Raw genomic sequence first — 23409 nt, 5'->3', positions numbered from 1 at the left:
GGGCTTATTTCTGTTCGATGGTGGCGACGAAGGCCGCGAGTTCGGCGATGGCGGCGTCGATATCGTCCTTCTGCCGGGTCAGCAGGTCGATGCGCGCCCGGCATTTGTCGACCGTGACGCGCCGCTGCGCCTCATGTTCCTCGTCGGCGTCATACAGGTCGATCATCTCGCGAATTTCGGTGAGGCTGAAACCCACGCGCTTGCCGCGCAATATCCACGCCAGCCGCGCCCGGTCGCGCCGCGAATAGATGCGGGTCAGGCCCTGCCGTTCGGGCGAGATAAGGCCTTCATCTTCGTAAAAGCGCAGCGCACGGGCGGTAACGCCGAATTCTTCCGACAGATCGGTGATGCTGTAGCTTTCCCGCTCGCTATGATCGGGCAGTTCGATGCCGGCAATGCTGCTGCGCTTGTCCATGGCTATGATGTAATCCCGCTTTACGTTTACGTCAAGGTGAGTGCTATGCCTGTCACGCATATCTCCGCATGGGCCTTTTGCCCCAGTGACAGGCCACGGCCAAGCCGCTAGGGCCAGCGTCATGACGGGGGCGATCAGACAGAGCAGAGGCGCGCGTGGCGTACTGGCCGCGCTGGCGCTGCTTGTCCTGGCAATCCACCTGATCGCGCCGACCGGCTTCATGCCGGTGCGCACCGCCCATGGCGTGGTGGTGACGCTGTGCACCGGCCAGGGCGCGGTCAATGTCGTGGTCGATCGCGGCGACGCGCCCACGGATGGCGACCATCGTCCCGATGACGGCATGGGTGGGCAGCAGCATTGCCCCTTTGCCGCGTCGGTTCAGCCGGTCGTGCCGCCGCTGGCGCTCGCCGACCTGCCTCTGCCGGCTTGGCAGCTTGCCTTTGGTCCTGTTGCTTTCGCGCTCAAGACCGGCCTCATCGCGCGGCTGGCCGCGCCGCCGCCGCCTTCGTCGGGTCCACCGGCCGCTTTCTGAAAAGACCGTGATCCCGCACGCCTCGCGCGTCGGGATGCGTGACCGATTCGGTGCTGGAAGGCGCCGATGATGTCGACCTGATTTCAGAAAGTTATATCCATGTCTTCCCGTCATGTCGCGCGCAGCCTGCCGCTGTGCGCCCTCATCCTTGTCCTGTCCGCCCATCCGGTTTTTGCCGAGGACAGCGCCGATCAAAGCGCGATCATCGTCACCGCCAGCCCGATCGTCGAGGAAGCGGCCGCCCGCGTGCAGCGAACCCCCGGCGGGGTCGATGTCGTGGCCGCCGATGAGTTTGAGGACAAGCTCGCCGTGTCGCTGCGCGATGCGCTCAGCTTTTCGCCCGGCGTCTACACCCAACCCCGCTTCGGGCAGGAAGTGCGCATTTCCATTCGCGGGTCGGGCCTGTCGCGTGGCTATCATATGCGCGGCCTCACTCTGTTGCAGGACGGCATTCCCATCAACGCCGCTGACGACAATGGCGATTTCCAGGAACTGGACCCGCAAGTCTTTCAGCATCTGGAGGTATATCGCGGCGGCAATGCGCTGCGGCTTGGCGGGTCGACGCTGGGCGGGGCGATCAATGCCGTGACGCCCACGGGCCGTAGCGCGCCCGGCGTCGAACTGCGCCTTGACGGCGGCAGTTTCGACACGCTGCGCGGCAAGATGGCCTATGGCTATGCCGATGACCGTGGCGACGCCTTTCTGGCGATCACCGCCGACCGGTCCGACAGCGACCGCGTGCATGGCAATCGCAAGGCGTTGCGCTTCAACGGGAATGTCGGCCTGAAACTCAGCGACCGGGTGGAAACGCGCTTCTATGCCAGCGCCCAGACCATTCGCCAGAAACTGGCGGGCGCGCTGAACGAGGCAGACGCCATCGCCAATCCGTCCAAGGGCAATGTGTTTGGCGATCAGGCCCGCGACATCGATTCGATCCGGTTGCAGAACCGCACGACGATTGCGCTGGACGATGCGACCGTCGCCTTCGGCGTCTATTTCAACGCCAAGCAACTGTTCCATCCTATCTATCAGGTCATCGACCAGCGATCGGAGGATCGCGGCGTCTTTGGCAGCGTCGACCTGACCGGCGACATTGGCGGCATGCCCGTCGCACTGACGCTGGGCAGCCAGGCACGCTTCGGGCGCACGGTCGCGCGGCAATTCGTCAATGTAAATGGCCAGCCCGGCGCCCCGACCGCCAATGCGGTGCAAAAGGCGCAAACGATCAACAGCTATGCCGAGGCGCGCATCGCTCCGCTGCCCACCCTGTGGCTGGTCGCCGGCGGCATCTACAGCCATGGCGAGCGCAAGATCGACAACCGCATGGCCGCAGCACGCAGCGGGCAGGCCGATTTCGACAGCGTCGCGCCCAAGATCGGCCTGCTGTACGAACCATCCGACCGGATGCAGGTCTACGCCAATTACAGCCGCTCGGTGGAAATGCCGGGTTTGGGCGAATTAAGCCAGGCGCCCGCTGGCGGCGCGCCCGGATTCACGCCGGTCGGCCTGCAAAAGGCATGGACGGCCGAAATCGGCACGCGCGGCCGGGCGGGCATCGCGACCTGGGACGTCAGCGTCTATCGCGCGGACATAAAGGGCGAGATGCTGCAATATAGCGTGGTCGCTGGATTGATCCCCGCCGCGACCTTCAATGCGGACCGCACGCGGCATCAGGGGATAGAGGCCGGGCTGGACCTGACGCTGAGCCGCTGGGCGCGGTTGCGGCAGGTCTATCAATATAGCGATTTCCGCTTCCGCGACGACATCCAGTTCGGCGACAACCGCCTGCCGGTCATCCCGCGCCATTTCTACCGCGCGGAACTGACATTGGGGACGGATCGGCTGTCGGTCAGCCCGGCGGTCGAATGGCTGCCGCAGGGGGCGTGGGTCGATTATGCCAACAGCAAGCGGGTGGATGGCTATGCGATGCTGAACCTCACTGCGCAGGCGCAGCTTCGGGACGGCGTCACCCTGTTCGTCGACGCGCGCAACCTGACCAGGGAACGCGCGATCGGCGATATCAGCGCGCTGGTGCGCTATGTCGCGGATGATCCGGCCACGCTGGCCAACGAAGGCAGCGCCGCCTTCTATCCGATCGAGCGCCGCGCTTTCTACGCCGGCGTGCGGGCGCGCTTCTGATGGGCGGGGACATGCGCGGCGGCGCTTTCTATCGCGCCATGTGGCGCTGGCATTTCTATGCCGGCCTCATCGTGTTGCCGGTGCTGGCGCTGATGGCGGTGACGGGCGCGCTCTATCTCTACAAGGCAGAAGTGGAGGCGCTGTTCTATCCGGTGCGGCTGACGCAGCCTGTCGGAGGCGCCTCCTTGCCGGCGTCGCGCATCGTCGCGGCGGCGGAGGCGCGCGCCGGTGCGGCAGCGACCCAGCTTGTGCGCCCCGCCAGCAATGGCGAAAGCTGGCGGGTGGTGACGCCGGGGGCAGAAGGTCGAACGACGACCTATTTCGTCGATCCCCGTGACGCCCGCGTCCTGGGGCAAATGCGCGATGGCGGCGTGATGGAGACGGTCAAGTCGCTGCACAGCCTGACGATGACCGGTCCGGTCGGCAACCGGCTGGTCGAGGTGGTCGCCGGATGGGCGATCATCCTGTGCGTCACGGGGCTGTATCTGCGCTGGCCCCGGCGCGGCCAGCCCGCGCTGGCGCTGCGCGGGACTGCGAAGGGGCGGCTATTCTGGCGCGACCTGCACGGCACGCTGGGCTTTGCGTCGGCGCTCGTCATCCTGTTCCTCGCCATTACCGGCATGCCCTGGACCGATGTCTGGGGCGGAGGGTTGCGCGCGGTGATCGCCGCCAACAAGGCGGGGCGACCGCCGATGAAGGTCAATCCCTGGTCGCACGCGGCCAAACATGCGCTGCCCTGGACGCTGCGGGAGCAGGGCGCGCCGATGGGGCATGGGCTTCATGATGTGGGTGTCGACGCCGTCGCGCGGATCGCCGCCCGGCGGGGGCTTGCGGGGGGCTATCAACTGTTTCTGCCCGCCAGCCCCGGCGCGCCCTATCTGGTGTCGGCGATCACCGTGCGTGCCGACGACGCGCGCGCCATTGCCGTAGACGCGGCGACCGGCGCGGTGGTGCAGGACATGGACTGGCGGCAGTTCGGCAAGGGCGCAAAGGCGGTCGAATGGGGCATCGCCACCCATCAGGGCCAGCAATATGGCGAGGGCAACCGGCTGCTGATGCTGGCGGGATGCCTGTGCCTGCTGCTGCTATGCCTGACCGCGCCGGTGCTGTGGTGGAAGCGGCGGCGGGACGGGCGGCTTGCCGCGCCGCCGCCGGCAAGTGCGGCCGCCCGCCGGACGGTGGCCGCGTTGATGGTGGGGCTGGGCGCGCTCTTTCCCCTGACCGGCCTGTCGATGCTGGCTGCGCTTGGCGGGGAATGGCTGGCGGGGCGGCTGTCCCGCGCCTAGTTTTCTTTCGGGCCGGGAGCGATTATGAGCAGCGCCATGATCCGACTGTCCGGCCTGAAACTGCCCCTCGACCATCCGGCCGAGGCGATGCCCGCCGCCATTTGCGCGCGCCTTGATATCGAACCGCAGGATTTGCGCGGCCATAGCCTGGTCCGGCGCGGCAATGACGCGCGCCGCCGCAATGCTATCCAGCTGGTCTATACGCTCGATATCGATGTGGCGGACGAGGAAGTCGTGCTCGCCCGCTTCGCCAACGATCATGACGTGCGCCCGACGCCAGACACGCGCTATCATTTCGTGACACATCGGCCCGATGACTGGGGCGGCAAGCGGCCGGTGGTGATCGGCGCGGGGCCATGCGGCCTGTTCGCCGGCCTCATCCTGGCGCAGATGGGTTTCCGACCGATCATCCTGGACCGCGGCAAGGTGGTGCGGGAACGGACCAAGGATACCTGGGGCTTGTGGCGGCGCGCCGAACTCAATCCCGATTCCAATGTCCAGTTCGGCGAGGGCGGGGCGGGCACCTTTTCCGACGGCAAACTCTATTGCCGCGTCAAGGACCCGCGTTTCCTGGGGCGCAAGGTGCTGGAGGAATTTGTCGCCGCCGGCGCGCCCGACGACATATTGTGGGAAGCGCATCCCCATATCGGCACGTTCCGGCTCGTTTCCATGGTCGAATCCATGCGCCGCCAGATCGAAGGGCTGGGCGGCGAATATCGCTGGCAGACGCGGTTTGATGACCTGTTGCTGGAACCAGACGGCGAGGGCGCACAGAAACTGCGCGGCCTCGTCCTCCACGATGGCAGCGTGATCGAAACCGACCATGTCGTGCTGGCGGTCGGCCACAGCGCGCGCCCGACATTTGAAATGCTCCACGCGCGCGGCGTGCATATGGAGGCCAAGCCCTTTTCCATCGGCGTGCGCATCGAACATCCGCAAAGCTGGATCGACCGCGCCCGCTATGGCCAGTGCGCGGGCCACCCGGACCTGGGCGCGGCGGCCTATAGCTTGGCGCATCATTGCGCCAATGGCCGCACGGTCTACAGTTTCTGCATGTGCCCGGGCGGCCGCGTCGTCGCCGCCACGTCGGAGGAAGGGCGCGTCGTCACCAACGGCATGAGCCAATATAGCCGCGCCGAATTCAACGCCAATTCGGGCCTGGTCGTCGGCATCGACCCGGAGCGCGACTATCCCGGCGGCCCGCTGGCCGGCATCGATTTTCAGCGTCATTGGGAAAGCCAGGCCTATCTGGCGGGCGGGTCGAGCTATTGGGCGCCGGGCCAGAGGGTCGGCGATTTCCTGGCCGGGCGGCCATCCACGTCGCTGGGGTCGGTGGAGCCATCCTATAAGCCCGGCGTGACGCCGACGGACCTTGCGCATTGCCTGCCGCCCTTCGTCATCGAGGCGTTTCGCGAGGCGCTGCCAGTGTTCGGCCGGCAACTGGCGGGCTATGACCATGGCGACGCGGTCATGACGGGTGTGGAAACCCGCACATCGTCACCCGTGCGCATCACGCGCGGCAAGGATCTTCAAAGCCTCAACGTCGCGGGCCTCTATCCGGCAGGTGAGGGCGCGGGCTATGCCGGCGGCATCCTGTCCGCCGCCATCGATGGGATCAAGGTGGCCGAAGCAGCCGCGCTGGCGATGGTGAATGCCGCGCATTGACCGCGCGGGCTGACATATCGCCTGCATAAATCGGTCATGCCGGTGTCGCGTCATCGACGCGCGGTGGTCATGGGCGCGTCAAGGCGGCGTCATGCAGGCAGGCTAGATGAAGGCGCATGATGACGCCTATCGACCGCTGCGTGCGCATATCGCCTGCCGACAAGGCGCGACTGCGTATCCTCTTCCTCGCCAAACATGCGCGTGCATCCGGCACGCCCCACGCGGTGGACGGCAACCATGCCGTCTATCATCATGAAATGCGCACGACGATGGAGGAGATCGGCCTCCATATCCGCGTCGCCGACAGCTATGAGGCGCTGTTCGAACGACCGGACGCGGATTTCGTCGTCACCCTGCTCAATCGGGGCGGGTTTCAGAATAGCGAGATGATGGCGCCGTTGCTGCTCAGCTGGCGCGATATGCCGCATCTGGGCGCAAGCCCGATCCTGCGCGGCGTGTCGGATGACAAATATCTCAGCAAGATGATCGCCCGCGCCCATGGCGTGCCGACCATGCCGGCGCAGCTGTTCCGCCGGGGCGGCCTGCCCGCCGAACCCGCTTTCCACGCCGATCGGCTGGTGGTCAAGCCCAACGCCTCCTCGGCGTCCTGGGGGCTGGCGATGGTCGACGACTGGACCCAAGCAAGGGCACAGATCGATTATCTGCATGGGGAAGGGCATGACGTGCTGGTCGAAGCCTGGGCGCCGCTGCTCGACGTCGCGGTCCCGGTCGTGGGCAGCAGCGGCGGGCAGCCCTGGATATTGCCGCCAATGATGTATGTGCCGGCCGACCCCCATCGCGCGCGCAGTCATGAGGAAAAGCGCGGCCTGATCGACGCGGGCGACGATCCGCTGGTGCTGGTCGAGGATCGGGCGCTGCTGACGCAATTGGAGGATATGACCCGGCGGCTGGTGCCCGAACTCTGGCCGTTCGATTATGGCCGGTTCGAATTTCGCTATGACCCGATGAGCGGCGCGGTGCAGTTCATGGAGGTCAACCTGTCCTGCAACCTGTGGTCGAAGAAAACCATAGCGCGCTCCGCCCGGTCGATTGGCGTCGATCATGCGATGCTGGTCGAAACCATCATCGGCCACAGCCTGGAGCGGCAGGGATTGCTGACCGAAGCGCCGATCAAGGTTGCGGCCTGATGCCGATGGACGGCAGGACGAGCGCGCTGGTGCTGGCCGGCAAGCGCGACGGAGCGACCGACCCGCTGGCGCAGGGGGCGGGCGTGACGCATAAATGCCTGGTCCCGGTGGCGGGCCAGCCCATGCTGGTGCATGTGATCGACGCGCTGGCGGCGAGCGAGCGGATCGGGCAGATCCGCGTTGCCATCGAAGACCCGGCCGTCCTGCAAAGCCTGCCCCTGCTGCGCGGGCTGATTGCGACCGGCCGGCTGATGCCTGTGGCGGCGCGGCCCAATCTGGTCGATTCGGTGCTGGCGGCGGCGCAGGGCGCGGCCTTCCCGCTGCTCATCACCACGGCCGATAATGTACTGCTGACGCCGGAAACGGTCGGCGAGATGATTGAAGGCTGCAAGGCGCAGGGCGCGGACGCCGCCGTCGCCTTCACCCGCCGCGATTTCGTGCTGGCCGCGCATCCGCAGGGGCAGCGCAAATTCTATCGCTTCGCATGCGACAGCTATTCCAATTGCAACACCTACTGGCTGAAGAATGCGGCAGCGCTGACAGCGGCCGAGACGTTCCGCAGCGGCGGTCAGTTCGTGAAGCATCCTGCGCGCATCATCGGCGCCTTTGGGCTGCTCAACCTCATTCGGTTTCGCTTTGGCATCGGCACGCTGGCGGACACGTTCGCCCGCTTTTCGCGTCGCTTTCGCATGACGATCGCGCCGGTGATCCTGTCGGACGGGGCGGCGGCGATCGATGTCGACAATGAACGCTCCCATGGCGTGGCGTCGCAGCTGCTGGAGCAGCGATCTCCCCTGGCCCAGGCGGCGGAATAAGTCTTGCTGACCCTCTGCGCGGTCCCGCCGCAGGACGATAACAGCCTGCTGGCAGCCTATCATGGCGGACTGCGCGCCCATTGGCCGCGGGGCGCTCGCCTGCTGTCGCATTGGCTGGCGATCATGGGGCAGGGCGGATGGAGCGCGAGCGAAAAGCTGCTGCTGCCCGACAGCGTGCGGCGATCCGGCCTGTCGATGCGGGATCGCAAGGCATTGCACCGCCTGCTCAACCCCGCCGCCTTTCCGCTCGCCGCCAATCCGCTCAAGAACAAGCAGCTTTTCGCGCTCAAGGCGCAGGAAGCCGGGTTGCCGATCCCGCCTGCCTGCGATCCCGAGGCGCAGGATCTTGCGGACTGGCTGGCACATGAAAGCGACATCATCGCCAAGCCCAGCTTTCGATCGAAGGGGCAGGGGGTGGAGCGCTACACGCGGAAAGATGATGGCTGGCGCGGTCCGTCAGGCGCGATCAGCGACATGCAATTGCGCGCGCGCCTCACCGCTCTGGGGCGCAAAGGCGGCGTGATCCAGCGAAGGCTGGCGACGCATGAGCGGCTGAGCGACCTTTCCCCCGGCGCGCTCCCCACCTTGCGGGTCGTCACCTGCCTCAACGAAGACGGATTGCCCGAAGCCTGCGACCTGGCGTTGCGCCTGTCGGCCGGCGGGCCGCGTCCGGTCGATAATTTCAACGCCGGCAACCTTGTGCTGGGGGTCGATAGCGCCGGATGCTGCATGGCGGCTTGGCGCCAAAGCGGGCAGGCCGTCGTCGCGCTGGAGCGGCACCCGGTGAGCGGCGCGCCGATCAAGGGCGTGCCCGTCCCCAATCTGGCCGATGCGATTGCACTCGCGCTGCGCGCCCATCGAGTTTTTAAAGATGGTTTCATCGTCATCGGGTGGGATGTCGGCCTGACGTCCGGCGGCCCCGTGCTGGTCGAGGGCAATTGGAATCCCGGAACGGACATAGTGCAACTGGTCAGCGGGCGCGGGGTGTCGGATACGCGGCTTGGTGCGCTCTATCGGCATCATCTTGTGCATCTGCCGGTCGAGCGCTGGCGGCGCGCGCCTGTCATGGCATGGGATCGGCGCGGCCGGTGATCTGCATCTATGTCCACGCGCTGGCGGCGACCGGCGTCGTGCGCAATGCGCGGCTGATTGCCGCCGACCTGACGCTGGCCGGTCATGACGTGCAACTGGTGACGGCGTTGCCGGGCGGGGAGGGCGTGGCGGGTGTGCTGCATCATGCGCTATTGCCGGGCGCGGGCCGCTCCCGCCTGCGCGAGAAGGTCGACGCGGCGATCGCGCTCCACCGGCATCTGCGCACCCACCGGCCGCGCCTTTTGATATCGGCCGGCAATCATGGGCATGGCACCGTCTGGGCCGGAAGCCTGGGCATGCGCGGCGCGAAACGGCTCTACCGCATCAGCAACGACCTCATGCGCCGCGTGCCGACTGCGCCGTCGGGCCGATGGACGCGATGGGCCAGGACCGGCATGGCGCGCCTGATCGCGGCGGATGCAGCGCATCTGGTGCTGGTGTCGCCGACCTTGTCCGAAACCCCGGCCTTCGCCGCCGCCGAGCGGGCCGGACGCGTCACCGTCATTGCCAATGGCATCGACAAGGAAGCGGCGCGCGCCCGGATCGGCGACGCAGCGCCGCATCCCTGGCTGGGTGGCGACAGGCCCGTGCTGCTGGCCATCGGCCGCCTTGCGCCGCAGAAGAATTTTGACACCCTGCTGCGCGCCTTCGCGCTGGTGCGCCGGCAAAGGCCCGCACGGCTCATCCTATTGGGCGAAAGTCGCGACGACGCCCGCGCGCGATTGCTGGCGCAGGCCCGGCACCTGGGCATTGGCGACGACCTGGCCCTGCCGGGGACCGTCGCCAATGTCTTCCCCTGGCTGGCGCGTTGCGACGCGTTCGTGCTGCCGTCCTGGTGGGAAGGATTGGCCAATGTGCTGTTGGAGGCGATGGCGGTGGGCGCACCCTGCGTCGCGTCGATTAGCGCGGGCAACGCCGCGCAATTGCTGGAGGATGGGCGCTATGGCCGGCTGTTCGACCCGGCGGATGCCGGCGCGATGGCGCTTGCCATGATGAAGCAGATCGATCCGGCGACGCAGCTTCGCCCGCAAGAGCGCGTCGACGCTTTTGGCATGGACGCGGTCACGCGATCGTGGCGGGATGTGGTGGATCGGCTGCTGGCGACTTGACGCCACGGTCGCGGATTATCCCAGCAGGCGCCAGCCCGCCACCACCAGAACGCAGGCCAGAAGCGGCTGCAACACCTTCTCCGGCACCTTGGACGCCAGCATCGACCCGATGATGATGCCGGGGATCGACCCTGCCAGCAGGTTGAGCAGCAGCAACAGGTTGAAATTGCCGATGAACAAATGCCCCAGGCCCGCCACCAACGTCAGCGGCACGGCATGGACGATGTCGGTCGCGATCAGCTTTTGCAGCCGCATCCGCAGCGGATAGAGCGCCAGCAACAAGGTCGCGCCCAGCGCGCCTGCGCCAACCGACGTCAGCGTGACCATCGCGCCCAGCAGCGCGCCGGCCGCCACGGTGAGGCCGGCCTGATAGCGCAGGAAATTGCGCGCGGTATCCTTGCGCGCATGCACCGCCATATGGTGAAACCGCCCGCGAAACAGCGTGGCGATGGCGGTAAGGATCAGCACCACGCCCAGCGCGTTCATGATGAGGCCGCCCTTGATCTGCTGCGCGTCGATCTGCGACAGCAGGATCAGGATGATGACGGCCGCGGGCAGGCTGCCCAGGCATAGCCGCTTGATGACTTCATAATCGGGCCGGCCCTCCGCCCCGCCATGATGATGATGGACGAAGCCGCCGACGGATTTGGTGATCGCCGCGAACCACAGGTCGGTGCCGACCGCCGTGGTGGGCGACACGCCGAACAGCAGGATCAGGATCGGCGCCATCAGCGATCCGCCGCCAACGCCCGTCATGCCCACCATGACACCGACGAACAGCCCGGCGATCGCGTGTAACCAATCCATTCAAATCCCCCGATTGCCGGCCCGCCAGGCGAACCGCTCGGCTCGACATATCGGCACAGTGCAGGCGCGAACAGCCTTTTTTCGCGGATCGTCCCGTTCGTGGCGGTATTGGTCCCGCGGCTGGGGAGCGTCCCTAGCCGCATTAAGAGGAAAAAGAGCGTGGCCGATCGCGATGGATTGCATCGCCATCCGCCGCTTCATAGACAGGGCCGCATCAATGCGTATTTCTTTACGCCTTTCATGCTAGGGCCGCGGATCATCACGCGCCGCCATCAGGGATTTTGACCATTTCTTCCTCTTCTTCTTCGACCACAATCTATCCGGTGATCCTGTCCGGGGGCGCGGGCACGCGCCTGTGGCCGGCCTCGCACACCGCCTGCCCAAAGCAGTTCATGCCGCTTGTGGGTGAGCGATCAATGTTGCAGGAAACCATCGGGCGGACCTATGATCTGCCGGGCTTCGAAAGGCCGCTGATCGTGTCGAGCGGCGCACATGGGCCGCTGGTGCAGCAACAGCTTGCCGACGCAGGCTATGACACGGCGGCGATCCTGCTGGAACCCGAAGGCCGCAATACCGCGCCCGCCATTGCCATCGCCGCCGCGTGGATCGCCGCGCGCGACCCGTCGGCGCTGATGCTCGTGATGCCGTCGGACCATGTCATCGCCGACAGTGCGGCCTTTCGCGCGGCCGTTGCCTGCGCGCTCGATGCGGCGCGCGATGGCAGGCTGGTGACGTTCGGCATCCAGCCCCATTATCCCGAAACCGGCTATGGCTACATCTGCAAGGGCGATGTGATCGATGCCGGCAATGGCATCCATGCCGTCGCGGAATTTGTGGAAAAACCGCCGCTAGCGCTGGCCGAAACCTATCTCGCCGGTGGTCGCCATTATTGGAATGGCGGCATTTTCCTGTTTCGCGCCGGCGTGCTGCTGGACGAGCTGGACTTGCATGTGCCCGCCGTGCGCGCGGCTGCGGTCGACGCGATGGCGCGCGCGACGATGCAGGATGGCTTCGTCCTGCCGGACAATGCGGCCTTTTGCGCCAGCCCCAATGTCTCGATCGACGTGGCGGTGATGGAGCGGACCGATCATGCCGCCGTCGTGCCGGTCGACATGGGATGGTCGGACGTCGGGTCCTGGACGGCCTTGTGGGCGGTGCGCGATCGCGACGCGCAGGGCAATGCGGTCAAGGGCGAGGCCGTGACCGTCGATGGTGCGGGCAACCTCATCTATGTCGATGGTGGCCCGCCGGTCGCGACCCTGGGCCTGCGCGATTGCGTCGTCGTGTCGACGGCGCAGGGCGTGCTGGTGATGCCGCGTGACCGGTCGCAGGATGTAAGGGGCGTGGTCGAGGCAATGAAGGCGGCCGGATTGACGGCCTGAAGGGCAGGGAGGCGTCGCACGGCTAGAGCGCACGACGCCAATCCGGCCTTTGCCTTGCCTTACCGGTTAATCGCGTTGTCGATCGCGACCAGCGGCAGAACCGTGGAAGCAAACAGGCTGAACACGCGCTGGGCTTCGGCGACGGGGTTGGTCGAGATATACAGTACGTCCTTGTCCTGAATCAGGAATTTCTGCATCACGAAATAGGTGCCGGGGTCGCGCATATCGACACGGTAGATGACCGGAATCCGCCCGTCGGGACCGGGCATCACATCCGCCCCGCGATCAGGCACCAGCGCGGGGTCTTCCCAGCGGAACAGGAACACGCCCTTGGCGTCGGCGCGGCCATCCTGCAAGCCGCCGATGCGGCCCATCGCCTGCGCCAGCGTGATGCCGGTCGCTTCGAAATTCAGTTCCTGGCTCTTGCTCGCCGAACCCAGCGCCGTGAAGCTGTAGGGTTGATACAGGGCGGTCACGATATCGCCCGAGCGCAGCACGACATTCTGGCTGGGGTCGCCGATCACCGCCGACATCGGCATCATATAGACCTGCCCGTCGCGGCTGACCTGGATGGCGGTTTTTTCCGACGCAGCCTTGGTGCCGCCGCTAGCCGCGATGGCATCCAGAATGCGCTCGCCCTTGGGCGTCAGCGGCATGCGGGTGCTCTGGTTGACGTCGCCGACGACCGACACATTGGCGCTCTGATTGCGCAACAGGCGGACGGCGACCTGCGGCAGATGCGCCTTGCCGCGCAGACGTTGCGTGATGTCCCGCTCTATGGCGTCCAGCGTGCGCCCCGCCACCGGCACCATCCCGGCGAAGGGCACCGAAATCTCGCCGGACTGGCCGACGATGAATTCGGGAAGCGCGGTCGCCCGGCTTGTGTCGACCGAACTCATTTGCGGGTTGGAACTGAACAGCACGGCGGGCGGCGCCTCCCAGATGCTGACGGTCAGTACGTCGCCCGGACCGACGGTTTCCCCGACCGCCTGCGAAGACCCCAGCCCGGTCGCAAAGTCGCGCATCGCGGGCCTTGGCCGCGCGGCGATCATCTGTTCGTTCAGGCGGATGACCTGAATGCCCTGAACGGACGCCTTGCCGGCTTCGCCCGCTTTTGCAACGCGCTGCGTGCTGGGCCCGACGGACGTGCAGGCGGCGGTCGCCAGCAGCGCCGCCATCAGGCTGAGGCGGGGAAGGCGTGCGCCGATACGGCGATACGACAAGCGGGTCATCAAGTCTCCTAGCGCCCGAACGGGCCACAAAAATTCAAACATCAGCCAGCACCGGGTGGCAGGACATTACCGACCGGCCGCGATCCTGTCACCTCATGCCGTCAACATCCACTGCAGCGTGTCATCGAGCGGCACGCGCGCCAGCGGGCCGATCACGGATTCGATCCGGCTCGCGTCGCCGCACAGGCTCTTGACCTCGTCGGCGCGGACGAAGGCCGGATTGACCCGCACCTCAAAATCATGGCCCGATAGCCGCCTTATGCTGTCCAGAAGCTGACCAAGACTGGTCGCTTCGCCCGAACAGACATTGAATGTGCCGCCGATCGCGGCTGGCTCTTCTATCAACCGGGCATAGGCGTCGACCACCATGCGCACGTCGGAAAAGTCGCGCGCCACGTCCAGATTGCCAAGTTCAATCTCGGGCGCACGGCGACGGACATGATCGATAATCTTGGGAATAAGGAAGCTGGGCGATTGTCCGACCCCGGTATAATTGAACGGGCGGGTGACGATGACCGGCAGGCGGGGGGCGAACAGGCGGCAGATCATCTCGCCCGCGGCCTTGGTCACGCCATAATCATTGGCGGGAGCGGGGGGCAGGTCCTCGCTAAGACGGCCCGCCCTGCCATTGCCATAGATGTTGGCGCTGCTCGCCACCAGGACGGATCGGGACTTGCCTTCAAGGCCTTCCGCAGCGGCGAGCAGGTTGCGCAGGCCGACGATGTTGCTGCGATACATGTCAGCCAGATCGTCATGCGCGACGAAGGCGATCGCGGCCAGATGGACGATATGATCGGGCCGGACCTGCCGCAATATTGCGCGCAGCCCTGCGGCATCGGACAGGTCGCATATATGGGTTTCGGCCACGCCGACATCTGCCAGAACGGCAGGCTCACGCAGCAGGGCGACCACGCGATGGCCCCGGTCGGCCAGCCGCCGCGCCAGATAGCGCCCCGTAAAGCCCGCCGCGCCGGTGATGAGGGTGGTGGTCATGTCCGGCTCCGTTCAGAAACTGACGCCAGCCTCGTTACGGCGCAGGTCGGCCTGCACCATCATGTCGCACAGCGTCTCCAGCGACGTCTGCGGCGTCCATCCCAGCTTCTCCCTGGCATAGCGTGCGTCGCCGATCAGCAGGTCAACCTCCGCCGGGCGGTAGAAACGCGGGTCGATGCGCATCAGGGTCGCGCCGCTGTCCGCATCAACACCAATTTCGGTTTCCCCCTCGCCGGAAAAGACGATGGTCCGTCCAATGGCCTGGAACGCGCGCTGCACGAAATTGCGCACCGTTTCGGTCCGGCCTGTCGCCAGCACATAGGTGTCCGGCTCATCGGCCTGCATCATCCGCCACATGCCCTCGACATATTCGCGGGCAAAGCCCCAGTCGCGCTTGGCGTCGATATTGCCCAGCATCAGGCAATCAAGCTGGCCAAGCGCGATCTTGGCGACCGTGTCGGTAATCTTGCGGGTGACGAACTCGCGCCCACGCAATGGGCTTTCATGATTGAACAGGATGCCGCTGCACCCGAAAATCCCGTAGCTTTCGCGGTAGTTGACCGTGCTCCAATGGGCGTAGAGTTTCGACACGCCATAGGGGCTGCGTGGCCAGAAGGGCGTCTGCTCATTCTGCGGAACGCTTTGCACCTTGCCGAACATTTCCGACGTGCTCGCTTGATAGAAGCGGATCGTGGGATCGACGATGCGGATGGCTTCCAGCAGGTTGAGCGGGCCGATACCGGTGATCTGCGCCGTGGTCAGCGGTTGGTCGAACGATACGCCGACGAAGCTCTGCGCGGCGAGATTATAGACCTCCCGCGCTTCCGACTGCTGCAACAGGCGGATGGAGGAGGACAGGTCCGTCAGGTCATATTCGACCAGCCGCAACTGCGGATGATCGGCAATGCCCAGTTCCTCGATCCGCCACAGATTGACCGAGCTGGTCCGGCGGAACGTTCCGAAAACCCGGTAGCCCTTATCCAGCAGCAATTGCGCCAGATAGGCGCCGTCCTGGCCGGTGATACCGGTGATGATCGCGCTTTTCATCTGCCTGTCAGCCGGTTCAGCTGCCCGATCCACCGACGCGGGTCAGGGTGAAGCCGGCGTCCTGGGCTTCGGCGAGGGGGTAGATGTTGCGCAGGTCGATGAGCGCCTTGCCGGCCATGGAGGCGGCGATGCGCTTCAGGTCCAGCGCGCGGAAAATGTCCCATTCGGTGACCAGCACCAGCGCGTCGGCGCCGTCGGCGGCCTCATAGGCGTCGCTCGCCATCGTGACCGACGGCATCATCGGCGCGGCGACCTCCATGCCTTCGGGATCATAGGCGACGATGGTCGCGCCGGCATCCTCGAGCGCCTGGACGATGGCAAGGCTGGGGGCGTCGCGCATGTCGTCGGTATTGGGCTTGAAGGTAAGGCCCAGCAGCGCGACTGTCTTGCCGCGCGCGTCACCGCCCAGCGCCTTCACGATCTTGCGGCCCATGGCCCTTTTCCGAAGGTCGTTGACCTGCACCACCGTTTCCACGATGCGGATCGGCGCGTCATGATCCTGGCCGGTCTTGACCAGCGCCAGCGTATCCTTGGGGAAGCAGGAGCCGCCATAGCCCGGCCCTGCATGCAGGAACTTGCCGCCGATGCGATTGTCGAGGCCGATGCCGCGCGACACGTCCTGCACTTCCGCGCCCACCGCCTCGCACAGGTCCGCCATCTCGTTGATGAAGGTGATCTTGGTCGCGAGGAAGGCGTTGGCGGCATATTTGATGAGTTCGGCGGTGCGGCGGCCGGTGAACATGAGCGGCGCCTGGTTCAAGTTGAGCGGCCGGTAGATCTGGCTCATCACCGCGATCGCGCGCTCAGAGCCGGTGGTGCCCACGACCACGCGGTCGGGCCGCTTGAAGTCGCCGATTGCCGCGCCTTCGCGCAGGAATTCGGGGTTGGAGACGCACTGGATGTCGAGATCGGGGCGCAGCTCGCGCGCGATCCGCTCGACCTCGTCGCCGGTGCCCACGGGCACGGTCGACTTGGTGACGATGACGGCAGGGCCATCGAGCGCGCCGACGATTTCCCGCGCCGCAGCATAGACATAGGAAAGGTCCGCATGCCCGTCGCCCCGGCGCGAGGGCGTGCCGACCGCGATGAAGATCGCGTCCGCGCCCTTGACCCCGGCGGCGAGATCCGTGGTGAAGGTCAGGCGACCGGCCGCGGCATTATTGCCCACCAGCTGATCAAGGCCCGGCTCGAAGATCGGCATGCGGCCGGATTCGATCGCCGCGATCTTGCCCGCATCCTTGTCGACGCACACCACGTCATGCCCGAAATCCGCAAAACAGGCCCCCGACACAAGGCCAACATAACCCGTGCCGATCATCGTGATTTTCATAAAGCCAGACAGCCCCTGCTGTAGGAAGGAGCGCCCGCCCTAGCACGCCCTTTGCCGATTACAAACATGCAGTGGGCAGGTCGTGACGTCCAGGGCGCCACTATTGTGCCGCGATGCAATATGCTGGACTTTGAAGGATGCCACTCCTAACACAAGCCCAAACTATGGGCTGACGAGTGCCAATGCTGAAAATTCCTGATCGTGTCGGCCGCGTACCGACTCTCTTTATCGCTTCGGTCCTGATTCCTACGGCGATTGCCGCTTTATATTATGGCTTGAGTTCTGACCTTTATATCTCTGAATCGCATTTTGTTGTCCAGAATGCGGAGAAGAGCGAACCCTCCAGCCTGGGCGCGCTAATCAAGTCTGGGGGCAATTCCAGCAATGAAGGCTATGCCACGCGCGACTATATCCTGTCGCGGGACGCCCTTGCGAAACTCAATCGCGACGGTCTGGTGACCAGGGCCTATGGTAATGATTCCATTTCCGTCCTGAACCGTTTCGACCCTTGGCGCTCGGGCGTGTCTCGCGATCGGCTGTTCAACTTCTACACCAAGAAGATCGAAGTCGCCTATGATGCGGGCGCATCGATCACGACGCTGAAAGTGCGCGCCTTTGCCCCCAAGGACGCATATGAAATCAATCGCCGGTTGCTCGCCCAGGCCGAAACGCTGGTCAATGATCTGAACCAGCGTTCCCGCGCCGACCTGATCGCCTATGCGTCGAAGGAGTTGGAGGAGGCCAAGGCGGTCGCGCGCAAGGCCGCGCTCGCGCTCTCCCAATATCGGAATCAGGAAGGAGTGGTCGATCCCGAACAGCAGGCGAACGTCCAGTTGCAGATGATTTCCAAGCTCCAGGACGAAATGATCTCGACCAAGACGCAGCTGGTCCAGCTGCGCGCCTTCACCCCGCAGAATCCGCAAATTCCGATTTTGCAGACCCGCGTGCGCGAGCTGAGCCGCGAAATCGACCAGCAGGTCGGTCTGGTGGCCGGCAACCAGAAATCCTTGGCCGCCACCGCGGCGCAATATCAGCGGCTGCAACTTGAAAGCCAGCTGGCGGACAAGGTGTTGGCGGCGGCGATCACGTCGTTGCAGGATGCGCGGAACGAGGCCCGTCGCAAGCGCGCCTATGTCGAGCGCATCGTCGAACCCAATATCCCGGATTATCCAACCGAACCGCATCGCATGCGCGCCATTCTGGGCGTATTCGCCGTTGGCATGGTCGTTTGGGCGGTGCTGTCGATGCTGGTCAGCGGTATCAAGGAACATAAGGACTGATGGACGAGAATGGTCCGGAGGTGCCGCGCACCAGCTTCGCGCACTCCTTCGCGATTCAGCGGCGGGTCATCCATGCGCTCATCCTGCGTGAGGTCATCACGCGCTTTGGCCGTCACAATATCGGCTTTTTGTGGCTGTTCGTCGAACCGATGATCTTCACGGTCGGCGTGACTCTGATCTGGAGCGCGCTGAAGGCCGTTCATGGGTCCAGCCTGACAATCGCCGCATTTGCGGTGACCGGCTATTCCAGCGTGCTGGTCTGGCGAAACATGCCATCGCGGCTGGTGGATTCCATCGAGCCTAATTTGTCGCTGATGTATCACCGCAATGTGAAGATTTTCGACATCTTCGCTTCGCGCCTGTTGTTGGAAGGGGTCAGCGTCGCGACATCCTTCCTGGTGTTGACCATCATTTTTGCGGCGATTGGTTGGCTCAGTTTGCCGGAGGACCCCCTTAAAGTCGTCGGCGGATGGTTGATGCTGGCCTGGTGGGGCAGCGCGCTCGGCATGTTCGTTGGCGCGTTGTCGCACCGATCCGAACTGGTCGATAAATTCTGGCACCCGATGCAATATCTCTTATTCCCTTTGTCCGGATCGGCCTGGCTGGTGGACTCGCTTCCGCCCGAGTTCCGCGAATGGGTGCTGTTGCTGCCGATGGTTCATGGCGTCGAGTGCGTGCGTGACGGATTTTTCGGGTCCGAATTTGTTGCGCATTACGACCTGGGTTATATGGCGACAATCAATCTGGTCTTAACCTTGCTCGGTCTGGTCGAAATCCGCCGCGCAGGCCGCAATCTGGTGCCCGCATGATCCGTCTGGAAAATATCAGCAAGGCGTATCGCACGCGTACGGGCCGGCATTGGGTCTTCAAGGATGTGGGCTTCACGATCAATCGTGGCGAAAAAATCGGCATTCTGGGTCGCAACGGCGCCGGGAAGTCCACTCTCATTCGGTTGATAGGCGGTATCGAACAACCCACTGGCGGTCGGATCGTGGGCGACATGTCGATATCCTGGCCGCTCGCCTTTTCCGGCGCATTTCAGCATTCGCTGACGGGTCTGGATAATCTCAAGTTCATTTGCCGTGTTTATAACAAGGATCCAGAAGAGGCCGAACAGGCAGTGGAGGAGTTTGCTGAGCTTGGCCGTTATCTGAAGGAACCGATCAAGACCTATTCCGCCGGTATGCGGGCGCGACTGGGTTTTGGCATTTCCCTCGCGGTCGACTTCGATTGCTTCCTGATCGACGAGATCGTGGCGGTGGGCGACAAGCGTTTTCAGGAAAAATGCTACAACGAACTGTTCGTCAAGCGGAAGGACCGCGCGATGATCATCGTGTCGCACAACGACAATTTCGTGCGTGATCGTTGCGACCGCGCCGCCGTCCTGGCGCGCAGCACATTGACCGAATTTGACGACATGGACGAAGCCTTCGCCTTCTACCAGGCCAACGCTACCGGATGAGTTGGCTGAAATGGTTAGGCTCCTGGCAGAAGCCGGGAGCTTCTAGGCCGACGCAACGCCGCCTCCTCATCGATGTCTCCACCATCGCGCAGCATGATGCGGGCACCGGCATTCAGCGGGTGGTTCGCGCGCTCTGGCAGCGTCTGATCGAGGCGGACATATCGGATGTCGACTTGGTGCCTGTCGCGGCGACGGCGCGGCGCGGATATGCGGTCGCGCATTTTGATCCGGGCACACAGGTTTTTTCGTTGCCTGCACGGTCCGCGCCCTTGGTGTGGGCGGGGGCGGGGGACCTGTTTCTGGGTCTTGACCTTGCAGCGCACAGGTTGATCCGGCACCGGCGACAAATTGCCCGGTGGTGCCGGGCGGGGGCGTCCATCAACCTGATCGTCTATGACCTGTTGCCGCTGCAAAGGCCGGACTGGTTTCCCGACAGTACGGCGCGCAATTTTCGCGGCTGGATCAAGCTGCTGATGCGCTATGCCGATCGCGCCATCTGTATTTCCGGGCAAGTGGCGCGCGATCTGAACGACATGCTGCAAGCTGCGCCCGCGCCGGTGCGTGAGCGGATAGAGGTGCATGTCATGCCGCTCAGCGGCGCGATCGAGCATTCCAGCCCGACCACGGGTATCGATGCGAAGGGCACCGCGGCGCTGGACCGATTGCAGGGTCAGGACATGGTGCTGGCGGTCGGGACCATTGAGCCGCGCAAGGGCCATGATAGCTTGATCGCGGCGATGGAGCATCTGTGGCGGACCGACCCGACCGCACCCTATCTCGTTGTCGTCGGTCGCCCGGGTTGGCGGACCGAAGCCTTGCAGGCGCATATGCGCGCGCTGGCGCAGCGCGAGCCGCGCTTCCTGTGGCTCGATAATGCGAGCGATGAGCTTTTGACCGCGCTCTATATGCGGGCGTCGCTGGTTGCCGTTCCTTCGCGGGGCGAGGGCTATGGCTTGCCGGTCGCCGAGGCGCTGCGTCAGGGTCGCAAGGTGTTGGCCCGGGACCTGCATGTCTTTCGCGAACTGGAGCGACCGGGCCTCTATTTTTTCCAGGACGAGACGCCTGCTGCGCTCGCGGATCGACTGGTCGAGCTGCTCAAGGCGCCGGACCCGGACCCTTATGCCGGTGCGGGGTGGGACGACAGCGCGCGGGCCTTGCTCCGCGCGCTGAAGCTGGTCGACGAACGGCCGGTCAGCCGTTCGTCTTGATCGCCTTCATCATGACGCGCAGATTGGCGCGCCAATGCGGCGTCGGGCCGCCCAGCGCTTCAAAGGTCGATGCCTTGTCCAGAACCGAATAATGCGGACGCACGGCCGGCGTCGGATAGGCGCTGGTCGGGATCGGCACGATCTGCGCTTCCTGGGTCAGCAGGCCAGTCGCCAATCCTTCTTCCTGGATCGCTACCGCAAAATCATACCAGCTGGCCGCGCCGCTGTCGGTATAATGGTGAATGCCCGACACGTCGTTGCCGGCCATGGTCCAGAGCGCGGATGCAAGGCCGGGGGCATAGGTCGGCGTGCCGATCTGGTCGGCGACGACCCGCACTTCGGGCCGCTCCGCCATCAGGCGCAGCATGGTGCGCACGAAATTGCCGCCGGTCGGCGCATAGACCCAGGCCGTGCGCACGATCAGCGCATCCGGGCCGGCCAGCTGCTCGCCCGCCAGCTTGGTGCGTCCATAGGCGCTGAGCGGCGCGGTCGGCGCGTCGGGCGCATAGGGGATGCCCGCGCGCCCGTCGAACACGAAGTCGGTCGACACATGGACGAACCGCGCGCCCACGGACCGGGCGGCATCCGCCAGCGTTCCGGTTGCCGTTCCGTTGATCGCCATCGCGGCGTCTTCGTCCGCCTCCGCCTTGTCGACGGCGGTATAGGCGGCGGCGTTGAGGATCAGGTCCGGCTTTTCCCGCGCCACGAAAGCATTGACCGCGTCGCTGTCTGTGATGTCGAGTTCATCGACATCGACGCAGATCAATGTCGCGCCCGCCGGCGCGGTCGCCTGCAATCCCCGGCCAAGTTGCCCCTTGGCCCCTGTGATCAGCGCCTTCATGCGAACGCCTCGATCTCGCTCAGCGCCTTGCCCTGCGCGTCCTTGCCCGACAATTGCGGCTTCAGCCCTTCGAGCGGCCATTCAATGCCGACCGCCGGGTCGTTCCACATCAGCGAATGTTCGGCGGACGGGTCATAGGTGGCGGTGCATTTGTAGAGAAATTCGGTGCCGTCCTCCAGGGCGATGAAGCCATGGGCAAAGCCTTCGGGCACCCAGAACATCCGCTTGTTAGCGGCGGACAGTTCGACCCCGACCCATTTGCCGAAATGCGGGCTGGACCGGCGAATGTCGACGGCGACGTCCCAGACGCGGCCGGCGGTCACGCGGACCAGCTTGCCCTGAGGATTGGGGTTCTGGAAATGCAGGCCGCGCAGCACGCCCTTGGCCGACTTGCTGTGATTGTCCTGAACGAAATTCAGATCCAGCCCGGCCGCCTTGAACGCGCCGGCATTGTAGCTTTCGTAAAAGAAGCCGCGTTCGTCGCCAAACACGCGTGGTTCGATGATGACGGGGCCGGAAATGGCGGTTTCGATGATGTTCACGCAATCGCTCCCTTGCCGCCCAGCAGGCCCATAAGATAGTCGCCATAACCGCTCTTGCGCAGCGGGGCGGCGACCTTTTCAAGCTGGGCATCGTCGATGAAGCCCTGCCGCCAGGCGATTTCCTCGGGACAGCAGATTTTGAGGCCTTGGCGGTCCTCCGTCACGCGCACATAGAGCGCGGCGTCGAGCAGCGATCCATGCGTGCCGGTGTCGAGCCAGGCGTAGCCGCGGCCCATGATCTCGACCGACAAAGACCCTTCTTCCAGATAGAGGCGATTAAGATCGGTGATCTCCAGTTCGCCACGCGGGGAGGGTTGCAGATCGCGCGCCATGTCGACCGCGCGCCCGTCATAGAAATAGAGGCCCGTGACCGCATAGTTGGACTTGGGCTGTTCGGGCTTTTCCTCGATGGTTTCGGCACGCCCCTGCGCATCGAAGGACACGACGCCATAGGCCTTGGGATCGCTGACATAATAGCCAAAGACGGTGGCACCATTGTCGCGCGACCCGGCGTTGCGCAACAGGTCGACCAGGCCGTGGCCGTAAAAGATGTTGTCGCCCAGCACGAGCGTGGAGGGATTGCTGCCCACGAAATCCGCGCCGATATGATAGGCCTGGGCCAGCCCCTTGGGTTCGGGCTGCACGGCATAGGACAGGGACATGCCCCATTCGCTGCCGTCGCCCAGAAGCGCCTGGAAGGCCGCGGCATCATGGGGCGTAGTGATGATCAGGACGTCGCGAATGCCCGACAGCATCAGGGTCGACAGCGGATAATAGATCATCGGCTTGTCATAGACGGGCATCAATTGTTTCGAGACGCCCTTGGTCAGCGGATAGAGTCTTGTGCCGGATCCGCCGGCCAATATAATTCCCTTGCGCACATCAAGCTCCCTCAAAGACCGTCGCGGTTTAGGGTTGGCGGCTATCGATTGCAAGGCGATGTTGCGGCGCGAAAAGTGGCCGGTGATGGATTTGGGGTGGTCGGGGCAGGCAAAGCGCTGTGAAGGTCAAGCCCGGACGGGTCGCGCTCTGGCTGCGCTTTGCTGCATTGCGGTGCGGCAAAGCTATGGCATTTCGCTTTTGG

At 64.8% G+C, this 23409-nt stretch carries 22 protein-coding genes; 13 read left to right on the top strand and 9 right to left on the bottom strand.

The window, feature by feature from the left end:
* Nucleotides 1–4: 4 nt before the first annotated feature.
* Nucleotides 5–415 carry a MerR family transcriptional regulator gene (locus RLDS_RS41600; RefSeq protein WP_021226346.1) on the bottom strand — a complete coding sequence of 137 codons (411 nt, stop codon included), beginning with the start codon at nucleotides 413–415 and terminating at the stop codon, nucleotides 5–7.
* Between the two features lie 121 nt (nucleotides 416–536).
* On the opposite strand from RLDS_RS41600, the gene RLDS_RS41595 reads away from it, so the two are divergent.
* The 8 genes from RLDS_RS41595 (at nucleotide 537) to RLDS_RS41560 (ending at nucleotide 10201) form a co-directional block, all read left to right on the top strand.
* Nucleotides 537–947, top strand: coding sequence for a DUF2946 family protein (locus tag RLDS_RS41595; protein WP_021226345.1), 411 nt, complete (start codon nucleotides 537–539; stop codon nucleotides 945–947).
* Between the two features lie 99 nt (nucleotides 948–1046).
* Nucleotides 1047–3086 (top strand): TonB-dependent receptor family protein, encoded by a 2040-nt coding sequence (locus RLDS_RS41590; protein WP_021226344.1) that lies wholly within the window; start codon nucleotides 1047–1049, stop codon nucleotides 3084–3086.
* A complete protein-coding gene (locus tag RLDS_RS41585; RefSeq protein ID WP_021226343.1) occupies nucleotides 3086–4372 on the top strand; it encodes a PepSY-associated TM helix domain-containing protein in 1287 nt (428 codons plus the stop codon). The genes RLDS_RS41590 and RLDS_RS41585 overlap by 1 nt, the downstream gene beginning before the upstream one ends.
* Nucleotides 4373–4408: 36 nt before the next feature.
* Nucleotides 4409–6037, top strand: a complete 1629-nt coding sequence (locus tag RLDS_RS41580; protein WP_031298258.1) for an NAD(P)/FAD-dependent oxidoreductase — start codon at nucleotides 4409–4411, stop codon at nucleotides 6035–6037.
* Nucleotides 6038–6153: 116 nt separating this feature from the next.
* On the top strand, nucleotides 6154–7185 hold the full coding sequence (locus tag RLDS_RS41575; protein WP_021226341.1) for a D-alanine--D-alanine ligase family protein: 1032 nt from the start codon (nucleotides 6154–6156) through the stop codon (nucleotides 7183–7185).
* Entirely contained in the window at nucleotides 7185–8000 is an 816-nt protein-coding gene (locus tag RLDS_RS41570) for an NTP transferase domain-containing protein (RefSeq protein WP_021226340.1), read from the top strand. Before RLDS_RS41575 ends, RLDS_RS41570 begins: the two co-directional genes overlap by 1 nt.
* A gap of 3 nt (nucleotides 8001–8003) precedes the next feature.
* Nucleotides 8004–9092: a sugar-transfer associated ATP-grasp domain-containing protein gene (locus RLDS_RS41565; protein WP_021226339.1), complete on the top strand. Its 1089-nt coding sequence runs from the start codon at nucleotides 8004–8006 to the stop codon at nucleotides 9090–9092.
* Nucleotides 9089–10201 carry a glycosyltransferase gene (locus RLDS_RS41560; protein ID WP_031298254.1) on the top strand — a complete coding sequence of 371 codons (1113 nt, stop codon included), beginning with the start codon at nucleotides 9089–9091 and terminating at the stop codon, nucleotides 10199–10201. The genes RLDS_RS41565 and RLDS_RS41560 overlap by 4 nt, the downstream gene beginning before the upstream one ends.
* Nucleotides 10202–10216: 15 nt before the next feature.
* On the opposite strand, the gene RLDS_RS41555 is transcribed toward RLDS_RS41560, so the two are convergent.
* Nucleotides 10217–11008 (bottom strand): sulfite exporter TauE/SafE family protein, encoded by a 792-nt coding sequence (locus RLDS_RS41555; protein ID WP_021226337.1) that lies wholly within the window; start codon nucleotides 11006–11008, stop codon nucleotides 10217–10219.
* A gap of 281 nt (nucleotides 11009–11289) precedes the next feature.
* Between RLDS_RS41555 and RLDS_RS41550 the strand changes: the two genes are divergently transcribed.
* Entirely contained in the window at nucleotides 11290–12390 is a 1101-nt protein-coding gene (locus RLDS_RS41550) for a mannose-1-phosphate guanylyltransferase/mannose-6-phosphate isomerase (protein ID WP_330217102.1), read from the top strand.
* 59 nt (nucleotides 12391–12449) lie between these two features.
* Here RLDS_RS41550 and RLDS_RS41545 read toward each other — a convergent pair whose 3' ends face one another.
* From RLDS_RS41545 to RLDS_RS41530, 4 genes are all read right to left on the bottom strand, one after another.
* On the bottom strand, nucleotides 12450–13622 hold the full coding sequence (locus RLDS_RS41545) for a polysaccharide biosynthesis/export family protein (RefSeq protein ID WP_021226334.1): 1173 nt from the start codon (nucleotides 13620–13622) through the stop codon (nucleotides 12450–12452).
* Nucleotides 13623–13715: 93 nt separating this feature from the next.
* The gene (locus RLDS_RS41540) at nucleotides 13716–14615 is read right to left on the bottom strand and encodes an NAD-dependent epimerase/dehydratase family protein (RefSeq protein ID WP_021226333.1); all 900 of its coding nucleotides are present in this window, start codon (nucleotides 14613–14615) and stop codon (nucleotides 13716–13718) included.
* Between the two features lie 12 nt (nucleotides 14616–14627).
* On the bottom strand, nucleotides 14628–15662 hold the full coding sequence (gmd, locus tag RLDS_RS41535) for a GDP-mannose 4,6-dehydratase (protein ID WP_021226332.1): 1035 nt from the start codon (nucleotides 15660–15662) through the stop codon (nucleotides 14628–14630).
* A 16-nt stretch (nucleotides 15663–15678) separates the two neighbouring features.
* Nucleotides 15679–16992, bottom strand: a complete 1314-nt coding sequence (locus RLDS_RS41530) for a UDP-glucose dehydrogenase family protein (protein ID WP_021226331.1) — start codon at nucleotides 16990–16992, stop codon at nucleotides 15679–15681.
* 275 nt (nucleotides 16993–17267) lie between these two features.
* On the opposite strand from RLDS_RS41530, the gene RLDS_RS41525 reads away from it, so the two are divergent.
* The 4 genes from RLDS_RS41525 to RLDS_RS41510 are packed head-to-tail and all read left to right on the top strand — an operon-like array spanning nucleotide 17268 to nucleotide 20942.
* Complete coding sequence (locus RLDS_RS41525) at nucleotides 17268–18272, top strand: hypothetical protein (RefSeq protein ID WP_236616858.1); 1005 nt, start codon at nucleotides 17268–17270, stop codon at nucleotides 18270–18272.
* Entirely contained in the window at nucleotides 18272–19081 is an 810-nt protein-coding gene (locus tag RLDS_RS41520; protein WP_021226329.1) for an ABC transporter permease, read from the top strand. The genes RLDS_RS41525 and RLDS_RS41520 overlap by 1 nt, the downstream gene beginning before the upstream one ends.
* A complete protein-coding gene (locus RLDS_RS41515) occupies nucleotides 19078–19734 on the top strand; it encodes an ABC transporter ATP-binding protein (RefSeq protein ID WP_009822221.1) in 657 nt (218 codons plus the stop codon). The genes RLDS_RS41520 and RLDS_RS41515 overlap by 4 nt, the downstream gene beginning before the upstream one ends.
* Nucleotides 19731–20942 carry a glycosyltransferase family 4 protein gene (locus tag RLDS_RS41510; RefSeq protein WP_021226328.1) on the top strand — a complete coding sequence of 404 codons (1212 nt, stop codon included), beginning with the start codon at nucleotides 19731–19733 and terminating at the stop codon, nucleotides 20940–20942. The genes RLDS_RS41515 and RLDS_RS41510 overlap by 4 nt, the downstream gene beginning before the upstream one ends.
* Here RLDS_RS41510 and rfbD read toward each other — a convergent pair.
* From rfbD to rfbA, 3 genes are read right to left on the bottom strand one after another with little or no spacing between them, the layout of a single operon-like run.
* A complete protein-coding gene (gene rfbD, locus RLDS_RS41505) occupies nucleotides 20926–21783 on the bottom strand; it encodes a dTDP-4-dehydrorhamnose reductase (RefSeq protein ID WP_021226327.1) in 858 nt (285 codons plus the stop codon). The genes RLDS_RS41510 and rfbD overlap by 17 nt on opposite strands.
* Nucleotides 21780–22325, bottom strand: coding sequence for a dTDP-4-dehydrorhamnose 3,5-epimerase (gene rfbC / locus RLDS_RS41500; RefSeq protein WP_021226326.1), 546 nt, complete (start codon nucleotides 22323–22325; stop codon nucleotides 21780–21782). Before rfbC ends, rfbD begins: the two co-directional genes overlap by 4 nt.
* Nucleotides 22322–23206: a glucose-1-phosphate thymidylyltransferase RfbA gene (gene rfbA / locus RLDS_RS41495; protein ID WP_021226325.1), complete on the bottom strand. Its 885-nt coding sequence runs from the start codon at nucleotides 23204–23206 to the stop codon at nucleotides 22322–22324. Before rfbA ends, rfbC begins: the two co-directional genes overlap by 4 nt.
* Between the last annotated feature and the right edge of the window lie 203 nt (nucleotides 23207–23409).

This window comes from Sphingobium lactosutens DS20 (genome assembly GCF_000445105.1).
Lineage (GTDB): Bacteria > Pseudomonadota > Alphaproteobacteria > Sphingomonadales > Sphingomonadaceae > Sphingobium > Sphingobium lactosutens.
Note: the sequence above shows the minus strand (reverse complement) of the source record. Positions and strands in the feature narration are given on the sequence as shown.

Coding starts and splice junctions, on each gene's coding strand:
- RLDS_RS41600 (WP_021226346.1), bottom strand. CDS start 415: ATGGACAAGCGCAGCAGCATTGCCGGCATCGAACTGCCCGATCATAGC.
- RLDS_RS41570 (WP_021226340.1), top strand. CDS start 7,185: ATGCCGATGGACGGCAGGACGAGCGCGCTGGTGCTGGCCGGCAAGCGC.
- RLDS_RS41595 (WP_021226345.1), top strand. CDS start 537: ATGACGGGGGCGATCAGACAGAGCAGAGGCGCGCGTGGCGTACTGGCC.
- RLDS_RS41510 (WP_021226328.1), top strand. CDS start 19,731: ATGAGTTGGCTGAAATGGTTAGGCTCCTGGCAGAAGCCGGGAGCTTCT.
- RLDS_RS41580 (WP_031298258.1), top strand. CDS start 4,409: ATGATCCGACTGTCCGGCCTGAAACTGCCCCTCGACCATCCGGCCGAG.
- rfbD (WP_021226327.1), bottom strand. CDS start 21,783: ATGAAGGCGCTGATCACAGGGGCCAAGGGGCAACTTGGCCGGGGATTG.
- RLDS_RS41530 (WP_021226331.1), bottom strand. CDS start 16,992: ATGAAAATCACGATGATCGGCACGGGTTATGTTGGCCTTGTGTCGGGG.
- RLDS_RS41555 (WP_021226337.1), bottom strand. CDS start 11,008: ATGGATTGGTTACACGCGATCGCCGGGCTGTTCGTCGGTGTCATGGTG.
- gmd (WP_021226332.1), bottom strand. CDS start 15,662: ATGAAAAGCGCGATCATCACCGGTATCACCGGCCAGGACGGCGCCTAT.
- RLDS_RS41540 (WP_021226333.1), bottom strand. CDS start 14,615: ATGACCACCACCCTCATCACCGGCGCGGCGGGCTTTACGGGGCGCTAT.
- RLDS_RS41575 (WP_021226341.1), top strand. CDS start 6,154: ATGATGACGCCTATCGACCGCTGCGTGCGCATATCGCCTGCCGACAAG.
- RLDS_RS41515 (WP_009822221.1), top strand. CDS start 19,078: ATGATCCGTCTGGAAAATATCAGCAAGGCGTATCGCACGCGTACGGGC.
- RLDS_RS41545 (WP_021226334.1), bottom strand. CDS start 13,622: ATGACCCGCTTGTCGTATCGCCGTATCGGCGCACGCCTTCCCCGCCTC.
- RLDS_RS41590 (WP_021226344.1), top strand. CDS start 1,047: ATGTCTTCCCGTCATGTCGCGCGCAGCCTGCCGCTGTGCGCCCTCATC.
- RLDS_RS41585 (WP_021226343.1), top strand. CDS start 3,086: ATGGGCGGGGACATGCGCGGCGGCGCTTTCTATCGCGCCATGTGGCGC.
- RLDS_RS41520 (WP_021226329.1), top strand. CDS start 18,272: ATGGACGAGAATGGTCCGGAGGTGCCGCGCACCAGCTTCGCGCACTCC.